The organism is Streptomyces sp. ATexAB-D23 (assembly GCF_000373645.1).
GTDB classification, from domain to species: Bacteria; Actinomycetota; Actinomycetes; order Streptomycetales; family Streptomycetaceae; genus Streptomyces; species Streptomyces castrisilvae.
The window spans coordinates 109,222-133,242 of the sequence record NZ_KB892003.1 but is presented as its reverse complement, the minus strand read 5'-3'; the positions used below and the strand labels follow the sequence as shown (position 1 = coordinate 133,242).

Here is a 24,021-nt window from a genome sequence, read left to right as displayed (position 1 = left end):
ATCCACCCCCCGCCGACCGCGTGACACCACCGCGGTCGGCGAGCCCTGCGCGCATGCCACCCACACCTCTGGAGGTACCCCCATGTCCCGTCGCGACGGCGACGTCCTTCCCCTCAGCGCGGCCCAACGGGAGATCTGGCTCGCCGAGCAGAGCTCCCCCACTCCGGTCCCCGGCTACCGCATCGGCGAGTGCCTGGAGATCCACGGGCCGGTCGACGCGGAGCTGTTCGAAGCCGCGTTGCGCCGGGTGGTCGACGAGGTCGACGCCCTGCACGTCACCTTCGTCGACGAAGGTGAAGGCCCGCGTCAGATTCTCCGCGAGACCTGGGACTGGGCTCCCACGCACCTCGATCTCGGGGCGGAGCCGGACCCCCGGGCGGCCGCCATGGAATGGATGGAACGGGATCTCGCCCGTCCACTGGACCTCGCCCGTGATCCGCTGTTCGGCCATGCGCTGATCCGCCTGTCCTCGACGGAGTTCCTCTGGTACCTGAACTACCACCACGTGGTACTGGACGCGATCAGCAGCTCGATGGTCCGGGAGCGGGTCGGCGAGGTGTATTCGGCACTGGCCGAGGGGGGTGTCGTCCCGTCCTCGCCGTTCGGCGCGCTGCGGGACCTGGTCGAAGTCGACGCCGTCTACCGTTCGTCCGCCGATTTCACGGCGGACCGCGCCTACTGGACCGAGCGCTTCACCGACCTGCCCGCCCCCACACGGCTCACGGACTCCGCGACCGACCCGCACCGGACCCTGCGCATGGCCGGCGAACTGGAGCTGCGAAGCCCCGAGGCGCTGCGTGCCGCGGCGGCTCGGGCGGGTGTCAGGTGGTCGCGGGTCGTGATCGCGGCGACGGCGCTCTACGCCCACCGGCTGACCGGCACCCAGGACGTGGTGCTCGCCCTTCCCGTCACCGGCCGCCGCAACTCCGACCGCGATCTGATGTCGATTCCCGGCACGATGTCCAACGTGGTTCCCCTGAGGCTGACCGTACGGCCGGACACGACGTGGGGCGACCTCGTCGCCCAGGTGGCGCGCGAGGTCGAGTCGGCCGTCGCGCACGAGCGCTACCGCAGCGAGGACCTGCTGCGCGACCTCGGCGCGCCGGGCGGCATCGGAACGGCGTTCCCGCTGATCGTCAACATCATGGCCTTCCACGCCAGGCCGAGCTTCGCCGGGCACCCCGCATCCGTGCACCACTTCGTATCGGGCTCGACCTCCGACCTGGCGATCTGGCTGTTCGACTACCGGGACGGCAACCCTCCGCTCCTCAGGCTGCACGGCGCCCCCGAGGCGTACGGCGACGACGACCTGGCCGCGCACCAGCGAAGGCTGCTCGCCCTGCTCGACGCCGTCGCGGAGCTCGGCCCGGACGAAGCCGTGGGCCGGGTCGACCTGCTCACCGCCGAGGAGCACCGCGCGGTGGCGGCCCTCGGTACCGGGCCGGCGGCGGAGGCTCCCACCGGGGGTCTGCCGGAGCTGTTCCGGGCTCAGGTCCGCGCGGTTCCCGAGAGCGTCGCGGTGGTGTGCGGTGATGTGGCGCTGACGTACGCGGAGCTGGACGCGCGGGCGAACCGGCTGGCGCACGCGTTGATCGCGCGGGGTGCGGGGCCGGAGCGGCTGGTGGCGGTGGCGTTGCCGAGGTCGGCCGAGTTGGTGGTGGCGATCCTCGCGGTCCTGAAGTCCGGTGCGGCGTACGTGCCGGTGGACCCCGAGTATCCGGCCGCCCGGATCGCGTACCTGCTCGACGACGCCCGCCCGGACGTGGTGGTCACCGACGGCCGTAGCGGTGAGCGTCTGCCCGACGGCACTCCCGTCGGCCGGCTGGTCCTGGACGACCCGGAGACGGCGGAGCTGGTGGCCGGCTGCCCGGCGGCCGATCCGATGGTGACGGTCGATCCCGGCCACCCTGCGTATGTGATCCACACCTCGGGTTCCACCGGCCGGCCCAAGGGCGTCGTGGCGACACACGGCGGCCTGGCCAACCTGTTCACCGACCAGCGCCCACTGCTCTCCCGCGCCGGCGAGCGGCTGCGGATGGCGCTGACCACCTCGGTGTCCTTCGACGCCTCCTGGAACCAGCTGATGGCCCTGTTCGCGGGTCATGAACTGCACGTCATCGATCACATGACGTGGACCGATCCCGAGGTCTTCGTCGACTACGCGGCCCGCCATGGCCTCGACTACATCGAGGCCACCCCCTCCTACCTACAGGACCTCGTGGGTCACGGGCTGTTGGACGATCCCCGGCATCGCCCCGCGCTGGTCGCGGCCGGCGGGGAAGCCGTTCCCGAGCGGCTGTGGGAGCGGCTGCGGGCCGCCGAGGCAACGTCCTGCCTCAACCTGTACGGACCCTCCGAGTGCACCGTCAACTCGGTCACCGCACCCCTCACCTCAAGCCCTCACCCCGTCATCGGCCGGCCCGTCACCAACGCCCGCCTCCACGTACTCGACCACACGCTGCGNCCCGTACCCGAAGGCGTGACGGGCGAGCTGTACATCGCGGGTGCCGGACTCGCACGCGGCTACCTCAACCGACCGGACCTGACCGCCGGGCGATTCGTGGCCAATCCCTTCGGCCCGAGCGGCTCGCGGATGTACCGCACCGGCGACCTCGTCCGCTGGAACACCGACAGAAACCTCGAATTCCTCGGCCGCACCGACGACCAGGTCAAGGTACGCGGCTTCCGCATCGAACCCGGCGAAATCGAAACAGCCCTCACCGAACACCCCCACATCGCACGGGCCGTCGTCACGGTCCGCAACGACGAGGAAGTCCGGCTGGTCGGCTATGTCGTCCCCGCCACGGGACAGACCGTCACCACGGACGAACTGCGGGATCGGCTGCGGGAACGACTGCCGCAGTACATGGTGCCGTCGGCACTCATGGTGCTGGACGCACTGCCGCTGACCCCGAACGGCAAGCTCGACCGGCGTGCCCTCCCCGCCCCCGAGCACCGGGCCGCCGCACCGGGCCGCGCTCCCCGCTCCGCGGTCGAGCACCTGCTCGCCGGGCTGTTCGCCGAGGTGCTGGGGGTCGCCGAGGCCGGTGTTGACGACAGCTTCTTCGACCTCGGCGGGCACTCCCTGCTCGCCACCCGGCTCATCGCACGGGCCCGGTCGGTGCTGGGCGTGGAACTGCGGCTCAGCGATCTGTTCGACGCACCGACTGTGACGCGGCTGGCGGCCAGGGTGGATGCCGCGGGCCGGGCACGTCCCGCGCTGGAACGGCGGGACCGGCTTGAGACAGTGCCGCTGTCCTTCGCGCAGCGCCGGCTGTGGTTCCTCCACCGGATGGAGGGCCCGAGCGCCACCTACAACATCCCGTTGGCCCTGCGGCTGTCTGGGCCTCTGGACGAGCGCGCCCTGGAAGCCTCACTGGCGGACGTCGTCGAGCGGCACGAGAGCCTGCGCACCGTCTTCCCGGTGGTCGCGGGCGAGCCGTGCCAGCGAGTCCTGGACCCGGACGCGGCGCGGCCGCGGCTGCGGACGACCGAGGTGTGCGAGAGCGAGCTGCCCGGCCGGCTGGCCGAGGCCGCCGGGCGGGGCTTCGAGCTCTCCGACGAGCCGCCGCTGCGGGCCGAACTGTTCCGGCTCGGCGCCGAGGAGCACGTGCTGCTGCTGGTGGTGCACCACATCGCCGGTGACGGCTGGTCGACCGGTCCGCTCTCGCGGGATCTGACGACCGCGTACGCGGCCCGGGGCAAGGGTGCGAAGCCGCAGTGGTCGCCGCTGCCCGTCCAGTACGCCGACTACGCCCTCTGGCAGCAGGAGCTGCTGGGCGACGGCGCCCACCCCGACAGCCTGCTCAACGGCCAGCTCACGTACTGGAGGCAGCGGCTCGCGGGCCTGCCCGACCAGCTCGAACTGCCCTTCGACCGGCCCCGCCCCGCGTCCATGTCCTACCAGGGCGTCCAGCTGCCGGTACACATCGACGCCGAGTTGCACCAGGGGCTCCGCGCCCTCGCCCGTGACGGCGGGGCCAGTCTCTTCATGGTGCTCCAGGCCGGTCTGGCAGCCCTGCTCGGCAAGCTGGGCGCCGGGACCGACATTCCGATCGGCGCGCCGGTCGCGGGACGCGCCGACCAGGCACTGGACGACCTGGTGGGCTTCTTCGTCAACACACTGGTGCTCCGCACCGACGTCTCCGGCGACCCGTCGTTCACCGAGCTCCTCGGCCGGGTGCGCTCCGACGCGCTGGCCGCGTACACACACCAGGACGTGCCGTTCGAGCACCTCGTGGAGGCGCTGAACCCGACCCGGACGCTCGCGCACCACCCGTTGTTCCAGACCATGCTCACCCTGCAGAACGCGCCGTCAGGCGCCTTCGACCTGCCGGGGATGCGGGTGGTGGCGGACCTGGTACCCACCGGAACGGCCAAGTGCGATCTGACCTTCGTCCTGGCCGAACACCCCGGCGCAGGCGGTCTGTCGGGGGTCGTGGAGTACAGCACCGACCTGTTCGACGCGGCCACCGTCACCGGGATCGTCGAGCGGTGGCTGCGGCTGCTGCGCGCTGTCGTCGCCGCCCCGAGCCGGCGGATCGGCCAGGTCGACGTGCTGTCCGCCGCGGAGCTCGCGGCGCTGCTGCCGGCCGGCACCGGGCAGACGGGAGAACCGCCTCGGAGCGGCCTGCCCACGCTGTTCGAACAGCAGGTGAGGGCGAACCCGGACGCGACCGCCCTCACGAGCGGCGAAGCCTCCCTGACGTACGGGGAGCTGAACGCTCGGGCCAACCGGCTGGCGCACGCCCTCATCGACCGGGGGGTCGGGCCGGAGCAGTTGGTCGCGCTGGCCCTGCCGCGGTCGGCGGAACTGGTCGTCGCGGTGCTCGCGGTACTCAAGTCCGGTGCCGCCTATGTGCCGGTGGACCCGGAGTACCCCGCTGCCCGCATCGCCTACCTCCTCCACGACACCCGGCCGGCGCTGCTCGTGACGACGAACCGGGCGGGTGAGCGGCTGGACGCGGAGGACCTGGACCGGCTGCTGCTCGACACCTGTGACCTGGCAGGAATGCCGGACACGGACCCGGGCGTCGCCATCGACCCGGCCCACGCCGCCTATGTCATCCACACCTCCGGCTCCACCGGCGACCCCAAGGGCGTGGTGGTCCCCCATCGCAACGTGGTGCGCCTCTTCGACACCACACGTGAGCTGTTCGGCTTCGGCGCCGACGACGTATGGACCCTCTTCCACTCCTACGCCTTCGACTTCTCGGTGTGGGAGCTGTGGGGTCCGCTGCTGCACGGCGGCCGCCTGGTGGTCGTGGACCACGAGACCAGCCGCTCGCCCGGCCGGTTCCTGGAACTGCTCGCCCGCGAGCGGGTGACGGTGCTCAACCAGACGCCGTCCGCCTTCTACCAACTGATGCAGGCGGACGCGGAGGACCCGGCGACCGGCGACCGGCTCGCCCTGCGCACGGTGGTCTTCGGCGGGGAGGCGCTGGAGCACGCCCGGCTGTCGGGCTGGTACGGGCGGCACCCCCAGGACGCGCCACGACTGGTCAACATGTACGGCATCACCGAGACCACCGTGCACGTCACCTACGCGGCTCTCGACCGGACCGGCACCGCCGCCGGTGAGATCGGCACCCCCCTCCCGGACCTGCGGGCCTACGTGCTCGACGCCGGCCTGCGGCCGGTGGCCCCGGGCGTTCCCGGGGAGCTGTACGTCGCGGGTGCGGGGCCGGCGCGGGGCTACCTGAACCGCCCGGGCCTGACCGCCGGGCGGTTCGTCGCGGACCCGTTCGGACCGCCGGGGTCACGGATGTACCGCAGTGGGGACGTGGTGCGCCGTGGCGCCGACGGCACCCTGCGCTACGTCGGCCGGGCCGACCAGCAGGTCAAGGTGCGCGGGTTCCGGATCGAGCTTGGCGAGATCGAAGCCGCCCTGGCCGCGCATCCCGGCATCGCCCAGGTCGCCGTCCTGGCCCGGCAGGACCGGGCCGACGACACCCGGCTGGCCGCGTACCTCGTACCGGCCGCCGGTGCCGCACCGCGCCCCGCCGACCTGCGGGAGCACCTGCGCGAGCGGTTGCCGCAGTACATGGTGCCCTCGGCGTTCGTCACGCTGGACGCCCTGCCGCTGACCGTCAACGGCAAGCTGGATCACCGGGCCCTGCCTTCCCCCGGCCTCACCCCGACGGCCGCCTCCCGTGCACCGCGCACTCCGCAGGAGCAGATCCTCTGCGAGCTGTTCGCGGAGGTCCTGGGCGCGCCGTCGGCCGGTGTGGAGGACGGTTTCTTCGACCTGGGCGGGCACTCCCTCCTGGCCACCCGCCTGGCTGCCCGGGTGCGTGCGACGCTCGGCGTGGAGATGCCGCTGCGCACACTGTTCGAGGCGCCGACCCCGGCCGGTCTGGCCGCCGCGCTGGTGGCGGCAGGGCCCGCGCAGGCCGCCCTGGCACGGCGCGAGCGCCCCGCGGTCGTCCCGCTGTCGTTCGCGCAACGGCGGCTGTGGTTCCTGCACCAGCTGGAAGCGGCCGGTGCGAACTACCACATCTCCCTGGCCTGGCGGCTCTCCGGCGATCTGGACCGGTCGGCCCTGGAGGCCGCCGTGGCGGACGTGGTGGCCCGGCACGAGAGCCTGCGCACCGTCTTTCCCGCGGTGGACGGCGTGCCGCACCAGCTGGTGCTGGACGCGGAGGCGGCCGGACCGCGGCTGCTCGTGAGCCGGACCACCGAGGCGGGGCTGCCGGCCCTGATGGCGGCGGCGAAGGACCGGCGGTTCGACCTGGCGGTGGACGTACCGCTGCGGGCCGAACTGTTCGAGCTGGCCCCGGACGAGCACGTCTTCCAGCTGGTGCTCCACCACATCGCCGGCGACGGCTGGTCACTGGGCCCGCTCACGAAGGGGCTGACCGACGCCTACACGGCGCGCCGCCGCGGCGAGAGGCCGCAGTGGGCGCTGCTGCCCGTGCAGTACGCCGACTACACCCTCTGGCAGCACGAACTGCTGGGCGACTCCACCGACCGAAGCAGTCTGCTCGCCGGCCAGGCGGACTACTGGACCCGGCAGCTGGCCGGTCTCCCGGAGCTCATCCGGCTGCCCACCGACCGGCCCCGTCCGGCGGTCGCCTCGCACCGGGGCGGCTCCGTGCGCGCCGGGCTGGACGCCGGGCTGCACAGCGGGCTGCGGGAGCTCGCCCGCGCGCACGGGACCAGTCTGTTCATGGTGCTCCAGGCCGGGCTCGCGGCGTTGCTCAGCAAGCTGGGCGCGGGCGACGACATCCCGGTCGGCAGTCCGGTCGCCGGCCGGACCGACCAGGCGCAGGACGAGCTTGTCGGCTACTTCGTCAACACCCTGGTGTTCCGTACGGACACCTCCGGCGATCCGACGTTCGCCGAGTTGCTGGACCGGGTCCGGGACACGGCGCTGGCCGGGTACGCCCATCAGGAGCTGCCTTTCGAATACCTGGTCGAGGTGCTGAACCCGTCCCGGTCGCTGGCGCACCATCCGCTCTTCCAAGTGATGCTGGTGCTGCAGAACGCGCCCCGGGCCGACTTCGCGCCGCCCGGGTTGCGCGTCGGCGAGATGGCTCCGGCCTCGACCACCGCCAAGCTCGACCTGACCTTCACGATGTCCGAACGCCACGCGGAGGACGGCACCCCGGACGGGATCGAGGGGTCCGTCGAGTACGCCGACGACCTCTACGACCCCGCCGCCGTCGAGACGATGATCGCCCGGTGGGAGCGGTTGCTCCGCACCGCGGTCGCCGACCCGCGACGGCGGCTCAGCCGGCTCGACCTGCTCACCGCCGAGGAGCGCGACGAGCTGACGGCACTGGGCACCGGGCCGGCGGCGGAGGCTCCCNCCGGGGGTCTGCCGGAGCTGTTCCGGGCTCAGGTCCGCGCGGTTCCCGAGAGCGTCGCGGTGGTGTGCGGTGATGTGGCGCTGACGTACGCGGAGCTGGACGCGCGGGCGAACCGGCTGGCGCACGCGTTGATCGCGCGGGGTGCGGGGCCGGAGCGGCTGGTGGCGGTGGCGTTGCCGAGGTCGGCCGAGTTGGTGGTGGCGATCCTCGCGGTCCTGAAGTCCGGTGCGGCGTACGTGCCGGTGGACCCCGAGTATCCGGCCGCCCGGATCGCGTACCTGCTCGACGACGCCCGCCCGGACGTGGTGGTCACCGACGGCCGTAGCGGTGAGCGTCTGCCCGACGGCACTCCCGTCGGCCGGCTGGTCCTGGACGACCCGGAGACGGCGGAGCTGGTGGCCGGCTGCCCGGCGGCCGATCCGATGGTGACGGTCGATCCCGGCCACCCTGCGTATGTGATCCACACCTCGGGTTCCACCGGCCGGCCCAAGGGCGTCGTGGCGACACACGGCGGCCTGGCCAACCTGTTCACCGACCAGCGCCCACTGCTCTCCCGCGCGGGAGAGCGGCTGCGGATGGCGCTGACCACCTCGGTGTCCTTCGACGCCTCCTGGAACCAGCTGATGGCCCTGTTCGCGGGTCATGAACTGCACGTCATCGATCACATGACGTGGACCGATCCCGAGGTCTTCGTCGACTACGCGGCCCGCCATGGCCTCGACTACATCGAGGCCACCCCCTCCTACCTCCGGGTTCTGGTCGATCACGGCCTGTTGGACGACCCCCGGCATCGCCCCGCGCTGGTCGCGGCCGGCGGGGAAGCCGTTCCCGAGCGGCTGTGGGAGCGGCTGCGGGCCGCCGAGGCAACGTCCTGCCTCAACCTGTACGGACCCTCCGAGTGCACCGTCAACTCGGTCACCGCACCCCTCACCTCAAGCCCTCACCCCGTCATCGGCCGGCCCGTCACCAACGCCCGCCTCCACGTACTCGACCACACGCTGCGNCCCGTACCCGAAGGCGTGACGGGCGAGCTGTACATCGCGGGTGCCGGACTCGCACGCGGCTACCTCAACCGGCCGGGTCTCACGGCGGGGCGGTTCGTCGCCGACCCGTTCGGTCCGGACGGCTCGCGGATGTACCGCACCGGCGACCTCGTCCGGTGGAACACCGACAAGAACCTCGATTTCCTCGGCCGCGCCGACGACCAGGTCAAGGTACGCGGCTTCCGCATCGAACCCGGCGAGATCGAGGCAGCCCTCACCGAACACCCCGACGTCGCAGACGCCGCCGTGAGTGTCCGGCAGGACCGGGCGCAGGGCTCCCGGCTGGTCGCCTATCTGCGGCCCGCCACCGGGGCGGAGCCCCGGACGGAAGAACTCCGGGCTCACCTGCGTGAACGGCTGCCGGAACACATGGTGCCGGCCGCCTTCGTCCGCCTCGACGCTCTGCCGCTGACGCCGAACGGCAAGCTGGACCGGCGCGCCCTGCCCGAGCCGGAGTCCGCCGCGTCCTCGGGCGGCCGGGCACCGCACACTCCCCAGGAGCAGGTGCTGGCAGGGCTGTTCGCGGAGGTGCTGGGCCTCCCGCAGGTCGGTGCCGACGACGACTTCTTCGACCTCGGCGGGCACTCCCTGCTCGCCACCCGGCTCATCGCACGGGCCCGGTCGGTGCTGGGCGTGGAACTGGCCCTCCCCGCCCTGTTCCGCACGCCGACCGTGGCCGGGCTGGCCGCCGGTCTCGGTGGCGCGGACCGGGCCCGGCTCGCCCTGGAACGCACCGAGCGGCCCGAGGTCGTGCCGCTGTCGTCCGCTCAGCGCAGGCTCTGGTTCCTGCGCCAACTGGAGGGCGCCGACTCGGTCTACAACATGCCGCTTGCCTGGCGGCTCTCGGGCCCGCTGGACCTGGCGGCTCTGGAATCGGCGCTGGGCGACCTCGTGGACCGGCACGAGACCCTGCGTACGGTCTTCCCCGCCTCGGACGGCGTCCCCCACCAGCGGGTGCTGGCCGCGGGTGAGGCGGTGCGCCCGACCCTGCCGGTGACCCCGGCCGACGAGTCGGTCCTGCCGGAACTGCTCACGGGCGCCGCCGCGCGCGGATTCGACCTCGCGTCCGAACCTCCGCTGCGCGCCGAGCTGTTCGAGGTCTCGGCGGACGAGCATGTGCTGCTCCTGGTGATGCACCACATCGCCGGTGACGGCTGGTCGCTGGGCCCGCTGGCCGCTGATCTGGCCACCGCCTATGCGGCACGCGGCCGGGGCGAGGAGCCGCAGTGGGCACCGCTGCCCGTCCAGTACGCCGACTACACCCTCTGGCAGCACGAGCTGCTCGGCGACCCTGCCGACGAGGACAGCCTGTCCGCCCGGCAGACCGCCTACTGGACGCGGACGCTCGCCGACCTGCCGGAGCAGATCCGGCTCCCCGCCGACCGCCACCGTCCCGCCACCTCTTCCTGCTCCGGCGGCCGACTCCCGATCGAACTGGACGCGGAACTCCACGCGGGGCTGCTCCGGCTCGGCCGGGAGCACGGCGCCAGCGTGTACATGGTGCTCCAGGCCTCTCTGGCATCCCTGCTGCACAAGCTCGGGGCCGGCACGGACATCCCGGTCGGCAGCCTGATCGCCGGCCGGACCGACCAGGCGCTGGACGACCTCATCGGGTTCTTCGTCAACACCCTGGTGCTCCGCACGGACACCAGTGGTGACCCCTCCTTCGCGGAGTTGCTGGTCCGCGTCCGGGAGAGCTCGCTCGGCGCGTACGCGCACCAGGACCTGCCCTTCGAGCAGGTCGTGGAGGCCCTCAACCCGGCCCGGTCGCTCACCCGCCAGCCGCTGTTCCAGGTGCTGCTCGCGTTGCAGAACGTGCCGCGCACCGAGTTCGCGCTGAGCGGTCTGGCCACCGAGGCCGTCCTGGTGCGGACGCCGACGACGATGTTCGACCTCGGCTTCCACCTGCTGGAGCGCGGCGGTGCCGGGGGCCGGGCCGAGGGCATCGTCGGGCGGGTCGAGTACAGCACCGACCTGTTCGACCCCGCCACGGTGGAAACCCTCGTCGCCCGGTGGCTGGGGCTGCTGGGGGCGGTCGTCGCCGAGCCGGAGCGTCCGCTGAGCCGGATCGACGTCCTCACCGCCGAGGAGCGGCGCGAGCTGCTCGTCACCCGCAACGACACGGCCTCCCCGGTCCCCGACGCCGCCCTGTCCGCGCTGTTCGAGGCGCAGGTCCGGTCGATGCCGGAGGCCCCGGCGGTGGTGTTCGAGAGCACCGTGCTGACCTACGGCGAGCTGAACCGCCGGGCCAACCGCCTGGCCCATGCGCTGATCGCGCGGGGCGTCGGACCCGAGCAGGTCGTCGCGCTGCGGCTGCCGCGTTCGGCCGAGCTGGTGGTCGCCGTTCTCGCGGTGCTCAAGACGGGTGCGGCCTACCTGCCGGTCGACCCCGACTATCCGGCCGCGCGCATCGCGTACATGCTGGAGGACGCGCGCCCTGCGGTGGTGCTCGACGACCTCGCCGACGTCACACCGCCCGGCCACCGGCCGGAGCACGATCCGGCCGTCCCCGTGGACGGCCGCCACCCCGCCTACGTCATCTACACCTCCGGTTCCACCGGCCGGCCCAAGGCCGTGACGATGCCCGCGGCCGGACTGCTGAACCTGCTGACCTGGCACCACCGGGCCGTCGGCGGCGAACCCGGCACCCGGACCGCGCAGTTCACCGCGATCAGCTTCGACGTCTCGGTGCAGGAGGTACTGTCCGCGCTGCTGTACGGCAAGACGCTGGTGGTGCCCACCGAGGAGCAGCGCCGCAGTGCCGAACTGTTCGCGCGCTGGCTCGACCGGCACCGGGTCGAGGAGCTGTTCGCGCCGAACCTGGTGGTCGAGGCGCTGGCCGAGGCCGCCGAGGAGGCCGGTCTCGACCTGCCCCATCTGCGGCTGGTCGCGCAGGCCGGGGAGGCGATGCGGCTGGGTGGTGCCGTCCGCCGCTTCCGGGCCCGCCGTCCGGGCCGGGTGCTGCACAACCACTACGGGCCCGCCGAGACCCACGTGATCACCGCCTACGCGCTTCCGGCCGACTCCGCCGACTGCCCGCTGCCCGTGCCGGTCGGCCGCCCGATCGCCAACTGCCGGGCGTACGTGCTGGACGCGGCACTGCGTCCGGTGGCCCCCGGAGTGCTGGGCGAGCTGTACCTGGCCGGCGCGGGGCTGGCCCGCGGCTACCTGAACCGGCCCGGTCCGAGCGCGACGCGATTCGTGGCCGACCCGTACGGGCCGGCCGGTACGCGGATGTACCGCACCGGCGACCTGGTGCGCTGGCGGGCCGACGGCGAGCTGGAATACGCCGGCCGGATCGACCACCAGGTCAAGGTGCGCGGCTTCCGGGTCGAGCCCGGCGAGATCGAGGCCGAGCTGACCGCGCACTCGGGCGTCGCCCAGGTCGCCGTACTCGCCCGGGAGGACCGGCTCGTTGCCTACGTCGTGCCCCCGGACAGGACCGCGACGACCGGGGCCGAGCTGGCCGCGTTTCTGCGCGACCGGGTGCCGGAGTACCTGGTGCCGTCCGCGTTCGTGCTGCTGGACGCCCTGCCGCTGACGCCGAACGGAAAGCTGGACCGCGCGGCGCTGCCCGCGCCCGAGCCGGATGCGGCCGGCGGTGGCCGGGCGCCGCGCACCCCGCAGGAGCAGATCCTGTGCGAGCTGTTCGCGGAGGTGCTTGGCGCCGGGCGGGTCGGGGCAGACGACGACTTCTTCGAGCTGGGCGGCCACTCGCTGCTCGCCACCCGGCTGGTCTCGCGGGTACGGGCCACCCTGGGCGTCGAACTGGAGCTGCGTGCCCTGTTCCGGAGCCCGACCCCGGCCGGGCTGGCAGCCGGGCTGCACGGCGCCGGCACCGCGCGGCGGGCTCTCGTGCCCCGGCCCCGCCGCGAACTGATGCCGCTGTCCTTCGCCCAGCGCCGGCTCTGGTTCCTCCAGCAGTTCGGGGCACCGAGCGCCACCTATCACATGCCGCTCGCCCTGCGGCTGTCCGGGGACCTCGACCGGGGGGCGCTGAGCGCCGCGCTCGTGGACGTGGTGGCGCGGCACGAGACCCTGCGTACGGTCTTCCCGCAGACGGGCGGAATCCCGCACCAGCGGGTGCTGGACACCGCCGAGGCCGGAGTCCCGCTGACCGTGCGCACGGCCGGTGGGACCGAGGTGCCGGCGCTGCTGCGCGACGCGGCGGTGCGCGCCTTCGACCTGACCACGCAAGTGCCGCTGCGGGCGGAGCTGTTCGCGATCGCACCGGACGAGCACGTGCTGCTGTTGGTGATGCACCACATCGTCGGCGACGGCTGGTCCATGGGTCCGCTGGCCCGTGACCTGGCCGCCGCCTACACGCACCGGCTGGGTGGCGCGGAACCGCAATGGCCACCGCTGCCGGTGACCTACGGCGACTACACCCTCTGGCAGCACGAGATCCTGGGCGACGAGGACGACGCCGACAGCCTGTTCTCCCGGCAGGTCGCCTACTGGGAGAAGGCGCTCGCCGGGTTGCCCGAGCAGCTGCAACTGCCGGCCGACCGGCCGCGTCCGGCCGTCATGTCGTACGGCGGCGACCTGCTGGAACTCCGCATCGACGCGGAACTGCATGCCTCTCTGGCGGAGTTGGCCCGGCGTTCCGGGGCGACGCTCTTCATGGTGTTGCAGGCCGCGTTGGCCGCGTTGTACACCCGGCTGGGCGCGGGTACGGACATCGCGATCGGGAGCCCGATCGCGGGGCGCACGGACGAGGCACTGGACGACCTGGTCGGGTTCTTCGTCAACACCCTCGTCCTGCGCACGGACACGAGCGGCGACCCCAGCTTCGCCGAACTCCTGAGCCGNGTACGNGAAACGGCGCTCTCCGCGTACGCACACCAGGACGTACCGTTCGAGCACCTGGTGGAGACACTGAACCCGTCCCGGTCCCTGTCCCACCACCCCCTCTTCCAGACCGGTCTGGTGGTGCAGAACGCGCCGGGGGGCGGCTTCGAGCTGCCGGGCATCCAGGTCTCCGGGATGGCCGTGCTCACCGGGACCGCGCGACTCGACCTGACCTTCGGCATGGCGGAGGAGCACGGACCCGACGGTGCCCCGGCCGGGCTGAGCGGCGCGATCGAGTACAGCACCGACCTGTTCGACCGCTCGACGGTCCAGGCTCTGGCAGCCCGGTGGACCAGGCTGCTGGCCGAGGTCGCCGCCGCACCCGACCGGCCGATCGGCGGGATCGACCTGCTGTCCGCCGAGGAACGCGGCGAGCTGCTGCCGCCCGTCGGGGAAGAGGCGGTGGGGGCGAGCCTGCCAGAGCTGTTCGCGGCGCGGGTGGCCGCGGCCCCGGACGCGGTCGCACTCGTCCACGGCGCAACAGAACTGACGTATCGGCAACTGAACGCACAGGCAAACCGGTTCGCGCACGCGCTGATCGCACGAGGTGTCGGACCCGAGCAGGTCGTGGCCGTGGCACTGCCGCGCTCGGTGGAATCCGTGGTCGCCGTCCTCGGCGTACTGAAGGCAGGAGCGGCCTACCTCCCGGTCGACCCCGACTACCCGGCCGCCCGCATCACATACATGCTGGACGACGCCCACCCCGCACTCGTGGTCGACAACCCCGCCATGGTCACGGAAGACCACTGGCCGGACACCGACCCACAGGCCACGATCGACACCCGGCACCCGGCCTACGTGATCTACACCTCGGGTTCGACCGGCCGCCCCAAGGGCGTCGTCGTGAGCCATGCCGGCGTGTCCCGTCTGGTGGCGATGCAGCGCGACCGGCTCGGCGTGGCGCCGGGGAGCCGGGTGCTCCAGTTCGCCTCCCCCAGCTTCGACGCGTCCTTCTGGGACCTCTGCAGCGCGTTGCTCACCGGCGCGGCCCTCGTCCTGGCCCCCGCCGAGGCCCCGCTTGAGGCCCTCACGGACGGCGGGCTCTCCGTCACCCATGTCACGCTGCCGCCCTCGGCCCTCGCCGCGCTCGACGGCACGGGACTCACCGCCACCACCCTGGTGGTGGCGGGCGAGGCGTGCCCGCCGGACCTGGTGGAACGCTGGGCACCCGGACGCCGGATGATCAACGCGTACGGCCCGACCGAGACCACCGTGTGCGCGACCATGAGCGATCCGCTGTCCCCCGGAACCGGCGTACCACCGATCGGGCGGCCGGTCGCCGGCTTCCGGGTGTACGTACTGGACGAGCGACTGCGCGTCGTACCACCGGGCGTCACCGGGGAGTTGTACGTCTCCGGGCCGGGGCTGGCCCGCGGCTACCTGAACCGGCCGGGCCTGACGGCGGGACGGTTCACGGCCTGCCCCTTCGGGCCGCCGGGCGCGCGGATGTACCGCACAGGCGACCTGGTGCGGCGCCGGGCCGACGGCGAGCTGGAGTACGCCGGCCGAGCCGACCAGCAGGTGAAGGTCCGCGGCTTCCGGGTCGAGCCCGGCGAGATCGAGGCAGCGCTCACCGAACACCCCGCCGTCGCCCAGGCCGCCGTACTCGGCCAGGACGACCGGCTCGTCGGCTACGTGGCCGCCCGTCCGGGCCGCCCCGTGCGCCCCGCGGAGCTGGCGGCGCATCTGCGCGAACGCCTGCCGGACTACCTGGTGCCGAGCGTCCTCACCATGCTGGACACACTGCCGCTGACTCCGAACGGGAAGCTGGACCGCGCGGCGCTGCCCACGCCCGAAGCCGCTCCCGCCGGGAGCGGCCGGGCACCGCGCACGCCGCAGGAGCAGATCCTCGCCGAGTTGTTCGCCGAGGTGCTCGGCGTGCCGCTGGTCTCGGTCGACGACGACTTCTTCGGCCTGGGCGGGCACTCCCTGCTGGCCACCAGGCTGGTCGCCAGGGTGCGCTCCGTGCTCGGCGCGGAGCTGGGGCTGCGCGCGCTGTTCCGCACGCCCACCGTGGCGGGCCTGGCCGAGGCGCTGGGCGAGGAAGGCCGGGTCCGCCCGGCACTGACTCCGTACCAGCGGCCCGAGGTGGTGCCGCTGTCGTTCGCCCAGCGCCGTCTGTGGTTCCTGCACCGCATGGACGCCGCAGCCGCGACGTATCACATTCCGCTGGCTCTGGAGCTGACCGGAACGCTCGACCGGGCCGCCCTGGACCTGGCGCTGGCCGACGTGGTGGCCCGGCACGAGAGTCTGCGGACGGTGTTCCCGGAGGTCGACGGCGTGCCGTGCCAGCACGTGCTGGAACCGGCCGCGGTCCATGTGCGGGCCCGGCCGGCCGAGGTGTCGCGGGCCGAACTGCCGCAGCGCCTCTCCGAGTCCGCCCGGCGCCCCTTCGACCTGGGGGTGGAGCCGCCGCTGCGCGCGGACCTGTTCACGGTCGCTCCTGATGAGCACGTGCTGCTGCTCGTCATGCACCACATCGCCGCCGACGGCTGGTCCACCGGGCCGCTGGCCCGTGACCTGGCCGAGGCGTACGCGGCCCGTTGCGCCGGCCGGGCGGTGAGCCGGCCGGCGCTGCCGGCCCAGTACGCCGACTACACGCTGTGGCAGCGCGAGCTGCTCGGTGACGCAGCCGACCCGCAGAGCCGGTTCGCCGAGCAGCTCGCCTACTGGAAGCAGCAGTTGGCCGGACTGCCCGAGCTGCTCCAGCTGCCGGCCGACCGGCCGCGCCCGGCCGTCGCCGGCCGGCAGGGCGACCACATCGGCCTGGAACTCGACCCCGCACTGCACGCTTGCCTCGCGCAGTTGGCCCGGAGCACCGGGACGAGCCTCTTCATGGTGTTGCAGGCCGCGTTGGCCGCGTTGTACACCCGGCTGGGCGCGGGTACNGACATCGCGATCGGGAGCCCGATCGCGGGGCGCACGGACGAGGCACTGGACGACCTGGTCGGGTTCTTCGTCAACACCCTCGTCCTGCGCACGGACACGAGCGGCGACCCCAGCTTCGCCGAACTCCTGAGCCGGGTACGCGAAACGGCGCTCTCCGCGTACGCACACCAGGACGTACCGTTCGAGCACCTGGTGGAGACACTGAACCCGTCCCGGTCCCTGTCCCACCACCCCCTCTTCCAGACCATTCTGGCCGTCCAGAACGCCCCGACCGGCCGGTTCTCGCTGCCCGGCCTGGAGGTCTCCACCTACGCGGTCGCGACCGGGACCGCCAAGTTCGACCTCGGCGTGAGCATGGTCGAACGGTTCGGCGCGGACGGGGCGCCGGCCGGAATCGTCGGCGCGGTCGAGTACGCCACCGACCTGTTCGACCGCTCGACGGTCGACGCCCTCGTCCGGCGCTGGACACTCCTGCTGAAGGCCGTCACCGCCGACCCGGAGCAGCCGATCGGAGGGATCGACCTCCTGGACGCCGATGAGCGGCACCGGATGCTGGAACAGGACAACGCGACCGCGCGCGACGTGGGCACCCTCCCGCTGCCGGAGGCCTTCGCGGCGCGGGTGGCCGCGACCCCGGACGCGGTCGCACTCGTCCACGGCGCAACAGAACTGACATATCGACAACTGAACGCACAGGCAAACCGGTTCGCGCACGCGCTGATCGCACGAGGTGTCGGACCCGAGCAGGTCGTGGCCGTGGCACTGCCGCGCTCGGTGGAATCCGTGGTCGCCGTCCTCGGCGTACTGAAGGCAGGAGCGGCCTACCTCCCGGTCGACCCCGACTACCCGGCCGCCCGCATCACATACATGCTGGACGACGCCCACCCCGCACTCGTGGTCGACAACCCCGCCATGGTCACGGAAGACCACTGGCCGGACACCGACCCACAGGCCACGATCGACACCCGGCACCCGGCATACGTGATCTACACCTCGGGTTCGACCGGCCGCCCCAAGGGCGTCGTGGTCGGCCACGGCGGTCTGGCGAGTCTCGTCGCCGGACAGATCGAGCGCTTCGCGATCGACCCCGACAGCCGGGTGCTCCAGTTCGCCTCCCCCAGCTTCGACGCCTCGGTGTCGGAAATCTGCACGGCCCTGCTGTGCGGAGCCGCCCTGGTGCTGCCCGCCGGGGCCGGGCCGCTCGCCGCGCTGACCGATCAGGGCCTCGGCATCACCCATGTGACGGTGCCCCCGTCCGTCCTGGCCGCCGTGGCCGACGGTGCGGTGACCGCGTCGACGCTCGTCGTCGCGGGCGAGGCGTGCCCGCCGGACCTGGTGGAACGCTGGGCACCCGGACGCCGGATGATCAACGCCTACGGCCCGACCGAGACCACCGTGTGCGCGACCATGAGCGACCCGCTGTCCCCCGGAACCGGCGTGCCGCCGATCGGGCGGCCGATCGCCAACGCCCGGGTCTATGTGCTGGACGACCGGCTGCGCCCGGTGCCGCCGGGCGTGACCGGGGAGCTGTACGTGGCCGGCGCGGGTCTCGCGCGCGGCTACCTGAACCGGCCGGGCCTGACGGCGGGACGGTTCATCGCCTGCCCGTTCGCGGCCGGGGAGCGCATGTACCGCACCGGTGACCTGGTCCGCCGGCTGGGTGACGGCCAGTTGGAGTACGCCGGCCGAGCCGACGACCAGGTGAAGGTCCGCGGCTTCCGGGTCGAGCCCGGCGAGATCGAGGCCGCGCTCACCGAACACCCCGCCGTCGCCCAGGCCGCTGTCGTGGCCGGGGACGACCGGCTCGTCGGCTACGTCGTTCCGCATCAGGACCCGTCCCGCGACGACGGGCTGGAAGCGGACCACGTGGGCGAGTGGCAGGACATCTACGACGCCCTGCCGATCGCCCCCGAGGAGGCGGTCTTCGGGCATGACTTCGTCGGCTGGAACAGCAGTTACGACGCCGCACCGATCCCGGTCGAACAGATGCGGGAGTGGCGCGACGCCACAGTGGACCGCATCCTGGCCCTGCGCCCCCGCCGGGTGCTGGAAGTCGGGGTCGGCACCGGGCTGCTGCTCTCGCGGATCGCACCCCACTGCGACAGCTACTGGGCGACGGACTTCTCCGCCACCGCGATCGGTTCCCTCACCACCCAGGTGGCGAAGGAGGAGCGGCTGACCGGGCGCGTGGTGCTCCAGACCCGGCCGGCGCACGACACCGAGGGGCTGCCGGCCGGTGAGTTCGACACCATTGTCATCAACTCCGTGGTGCAGTACTTCCCGTCCGCGGACTACCTCGCGGACGTGATCGGGAAGCTGATGGGGCTGCTCGCCCCCGGCGGGGCGCTCTTCATCGGTGACGTCCGCAACCTGCGGCTGCTGCGCCCGCTGGCCACCGCCGTCCAACTGCACCGGACCGCCGACGGCGCCGACCTCGCGGCCGTCCGCCGTGCGGTGGAACAGGCGGTCAGGGTGGAGAAGGAGCTCCTGGTCGACCCGGACTTCTTCGCCGTCCTGCGCGAGCGGGGTACGGACATCGGTGCGGTGTCCGTGGAGGTCAAGCGCGGTCGCCACCACAACGAGCTGACCCGCTACCGCTACGACGTGACGCTGCGCAAGGCGCCGGCCGGCCCGGAGGCCCCGGGCCGGGTCGTCGAGCTGGAGTGGGGCCGGCAGATCGACGGGCCCGCCGGCCTGCGCGAACTGCTCGGCGGACAGCCGCCCGAGGTACTGCGGATCACCGGAGTACCGAACCGCCGTGTGGTGGCGGAGGCCTCCTTGGCCCGAGCGGTGCGGGACGGGGAGGGGACGCTCGCCGAGTTGCTGCGGCGGCTGCACGCCCCGGAGGAGATGAGCGGCCTGCCCGACCCGGAGGATTTCCACGCCCTCGGGCAGGAGTTCGGCCGGACCGTGACCGTCACCTGGTCGGCGCTCGCCGCCGACGCCGTGGACGTCGTCCTCACCGACCCCCGGACGTGCCACGGCTCCCCCGCCCGGCTGTGCCGGCCGGCCGGCAGCGCCGGGACGGCGCTGTCCTCGCTGACCAACCGCCCGACCGGCAGCCGCAGCACCGGCGCCCTCATCGGTGAACTCCGCGACTGGCTGCGCGGGCGGCTGCCCGACTATCTGGTCCCGTCGGCGTTCGTGGCCCTGGACTCGCTGCCGCTGACGGCGAGCGGCAAGCTCGACCGCCGTGCGCTGCCCGCCCCCGGCCCCGGCCCGGCCGTCGCCGGGCGGGCCCCGCGCACCCCGCAGGAGCAGGTCCTCGTGGAGCTGTTCGCGGAGGTGCTCGGGCTGGCCCAGGTCGGGGTCGACGACAGCTTCTTCGACCTCGGGGGGCACTCGTTGCTGGCGACCCGTCTGGCCTCCAGGGTCCGTGCCACCCTGGGCGCGGAACTGGAGGTCCGGACCCTGTTCGAGGCCCCGACCGTGGCCGGACTGGCGGCCCGGCTGGACGGTGCCGGTGCCGCTCGCCCCGCCCTGACCGCCCGGCCCCGCCAGGAGCGGGTGGAGCTGTCCTTCGCCCAGCGCCGCCTGTGGTTCCTGCACCGGATGGACGGCCCGAGCGCCACGTACAACATGCCGCTCGCGCTCAGTCTGGACGGCGCACTCGACCGGTCGGCCCTGCACGCCGCGCTCGCGGACGTGATCGCCCGGCACGAGAGCCTTCGGACGGTCTTCCGGGAGACCGACGGTGTCCCGTACCAGGTGGTGCTGAGCGCCGCGGAGACACGTCCGGCGCTGCCCGTGGCCGAGATCGACGAGCGCCGGCTGGCCGAGCGGCTCGCGGACACGGCCCGCCGGGGCTTCGACCTCGCGGCGGAGCCACCGGTCCGGGCCGAGTTGTACGCGCTCGCCCCCGACCGGCACGTGCTCCTGGTCGTCGTGCACCACATCGCCGCCGACGGCTGGTCCATGGGACCGCTCTCCGGGGACCTCGCGTCGGCCTACGCGGCACGCTGCCGGGGCGAGGAACCGCAGTGGTCCCCGCTGCCGGTGCAGTACGCCGACTACACCCGGTGGCAGCGCGACCTGCTCGGCGACACCGCCGACCCGGACAGCCTCTTCGCCCGCCAGCTGGCCTACTGGAAGGCGGAGCTGGCGGACATTCCGCAGCAGCTTCAGCTGCCGGCCGACCGGCCCCGGCCGCCGGTGGCCTCCCAGCGGGGCGACCGGGTCGTGGTCGCCCTGGACCCCGAGCTGCACCAGGCACTGCGCGAGCTGGCCACCGCGCGCGGCGCCAGCATGTTCATGGTGCTGCAGGCCGGCCTCGCCGCTCTGCTGAGCAGGCTGGGTGCCGGTACCGACATTCCGATCGGCAGTCCGATCGCGGGCCGGACCGATCAGGCGCTGGACGAGCTCGTGGGGTTCTTCGTCAACACCCTCGTGCTGCGCACCGACACCAGCGGTGACCCGGGCTTCGCCGAACTGCTCGGCCGGGTGCGGCAGAAGGCACTCACCGCCTACGACCACCAGGACGTACCGTTCGAGTACCTGGTCGAGGTGGCCAACCCGGTGCGGTCGCTGGCCCACCATCCGCTGTTCCAGGTCATGCTCGCGCTGCAGAACGCGCCGCTCGGCGAGTTCGCGCTGCCGGGTCTGGAGACGGGGCACGTGGAGGCACCGACCGGTACCTCACGGGTCGACCTGACGTTCAGCCTCGCCGAGCAGTTCCGCCCGGACGGCGGAGCCGCCGGACTGGTCGGCGCGGTGGAGTACGCCACCGACCTCTTCGACGCGTCGACCGTGGAGCTGCTGTTCGAGCGCTGGGCCCGGCTGCTGCACGCGGCGGTCACCGACCCGGACCGGCCGATCAGCCGGATCGACCTCATGTCCGACGCGGAACGCCACCGGCTGCTCCACGAGTTCAACGACAGGGCCGCGGAGCTGCCGGCGGACGCGGTACCCGCGCTCTTCGCCCGCCAGGTGCGGACCGCCCCGGACGCGGTCGCGGTCGTGGCGGACGGCGCCGAGCTGACCTACGCGGAACTCGACCAGCGGGCCGACCGCCTGGCGCGGGCGCTGATCCGCCAGGGCGTACGGCCGGAGACCCCGGTCGCGGTCATGCTGGACCGCTCCGCTGAGCTGGTCGTGGCGATCCTGGCGGTCGTCAAGGCGGGCGGCGCCTACGTACCGCTGGACCCGCGTTTCCCCTCTTCCCGGATCGAGCTGATCCTGCGGGAGAGCGGAGCCGCGCTGGTCCTCACCCGGGAAGTGCTCACCGCGCTGCTGCGGTCCAGGGACGACGACCCGGTTCCTGTGGACGTCCCGTGCGAGGCCGGGCAGTTGGCGTACATCATGTACACCTCCGGTTCGACGGGACGGCCGAAGGGGGTGGCCGTCACCCACCGGGACGTCGTGGGGCTCGCGCTGACCCCCGAGTGGCGCGGCGGCGGACACGAGCGGGTGCTGATGCACTCCCCGACGGCCTTCGACCTCTCGACGTACGAGCTGTGGGTTCCGCTGCTCAACGGCGGCCGGATCGTGGTCGCACCGCCCGAGCGACTCGATCTCGACCTGTTGCAGCACACGATCGCCACGCACGGCGTGACCGGGCTGTGGCTGACCGCCGGGCTGTTCCGGCTGGTCGCCGAGGAGCGCCCGGGTCTGCTCGCCGGGGTGCGCGAGGTGTGGACCGGGGGCGACGTGGTCTCCCCGGCCGCCGCCGCCCGGGTTCTGGCGGCCTGCCCCGGAATCGAGGTCGTCAACGGCTACGGACCCACGGAGGCCACCACCCTGGCCACCTGTCACCCGGTGCACGGCCTCCCCGAGGGCGCCGCCACCGTACCGATCGGCGGGCCGATGGCGAACATGCGCGCCTACGTGCTCGATGACCGGCTGCGTCCGCTGCCGGCCGGGATGGTCGGTGAGCTGTATCTCGCGGGGACGGGCGTGGCCCGCGGCTACTTCGGCCGGCCCGGCCTGACGGCGGAGCGCTTCACCGCCGACCCGTACGGTCCGGCCGGGAGTCGCATGTACCGCACCGGCGACCTGGCCTGGTGGCTTCCCGACGGCACGCTGGAGTTCGCCGGACGCGTCGACCACCAGGTCAAGCTGCGCGGTCAGCGGATCGAGCCCGGAGAGGTCGAGGCCGTCCTCGCGAGCTGCCCGGACGTCGCACAGGCGGCCGTGGTCGCTCGTGAGGACCGGCCGGGCGACAAGCAGTTGGTCGCCTACCTGGTGCCCGCGCCCGGTGCCGTACCCGAGACCGCCGAGCTGTCCGCCCGGCTGCGCCGCGAACTGCCCGACTACATGGTGCCGGCGGCTTTCGTCACCCTGGAAGCCCTGCCGCTGACCGCCAACGGCAAGCTGGACCGGGCCGCGCTGCCCGCCCCCGACTACCGGGTCGCGGACGCCGGGCGCGGTCCCCGGACACCGCAGGAACAGCTGCTGTGCGGCCTGTTCGCCGAGGTCCTGGGCCGGGAGCGGGTGGGTATCGACGACGGCTTCTTCGACCTGGGCGGGCACTCGCTGCTGGCCGCCCGGCTGGCTTCCCGGGTCCGCGAGACCCTCGGTGTCGAACTGGGACTGCGCCTGCTGTTCGAGGCGCCGACCGTGGCCGGGCTCACCGAACGACTGGCCATGGACAACCCGAACGACGCCCTGGACGTGCTGCTGCCCCTGCGTTCGACCGGGACGGAGACGCCTCTCTTCTGTGTCCATCCCGGCGGTGGCATCAGCTGGTCGTACAGCGGGCTGCTGAACCACCTCGGCCGCCAGCACCCCGTCTACGCCCTCCAGGCACGCGGACTCGGCCGGCCCGAGCCGCTGCCGGCGTCGTACGAGGAGATGGCGGCCGACTACGCCGACCACGTCCAGAAGGTCCAGCCACAGGGCCCGTACCTGCTGCTCGGCTGGTCCGCGGGAGGGCTGATCGCCCACGCGCTGGCCTGCGAACTCCAGGCGCGCGGTGAACGGACCGCGCTGCTGGCGGTCCTCGACGCCTACCCGGTCAAGGACGTGCGGTTCGAGGAGGAGCCGGTACCCACCGTCCGGGACGTGCTCGTCGGCGTGCTCGACGTCGACCCCGACGAACTGGGCGACCGGGACATCGCCTACTCCGAGGTCGCCGAGGTCCTGAACCGGCGGGGCAGCGCCCTGGCCGGACTCGACGAGCGGCAGGTCGAGGTGATCGTCCAGATCATGATCAACAACGCGAAGCTGGCGGTCGACTTCGTCCCCGGCAGGTACGACGGCGACCTCCTTCTGTTCAACTCCACGATCGACCGGGGCGACGACGACGCCGGTCCGCAGGTCTGGCGTCCGTACATCGCGGGCCGGATCGAATCCCACGAGATCACCACCCGGCACGACCAGATGACCCAAGCGGGATCACTGGCCCAGATCGGGCCGATCCTGGCCGCCAGGATCGCCGAGGCCACCGGTGACGCCGGTGACACCACCCTTCCCCTTCAGGAGGACTGACC

1 protein-coding gene is annotated in these 24,021 nt (G+C 73.0%); it reads left to right on the top strand.

Features of this window, described 5'->3' with window-relative positions; all coding sequences use genetic code 11:
- Nucleotides 1-82: 82 nt before the first annotated feature.
- Nucleotides 83-24,019, top strand: a complete 23,937-nt coding sequence (locus tag B082_RS0105385; RefSeq protein WP_018550781.1) for a non-ribosomal peptide synthase/polyketide synthase — start codon at nt 83-85, stop codon at nt 24,017-24,019.
- Nucleotides 24,020-24,021: the final 2 nt, after the last annotated feature.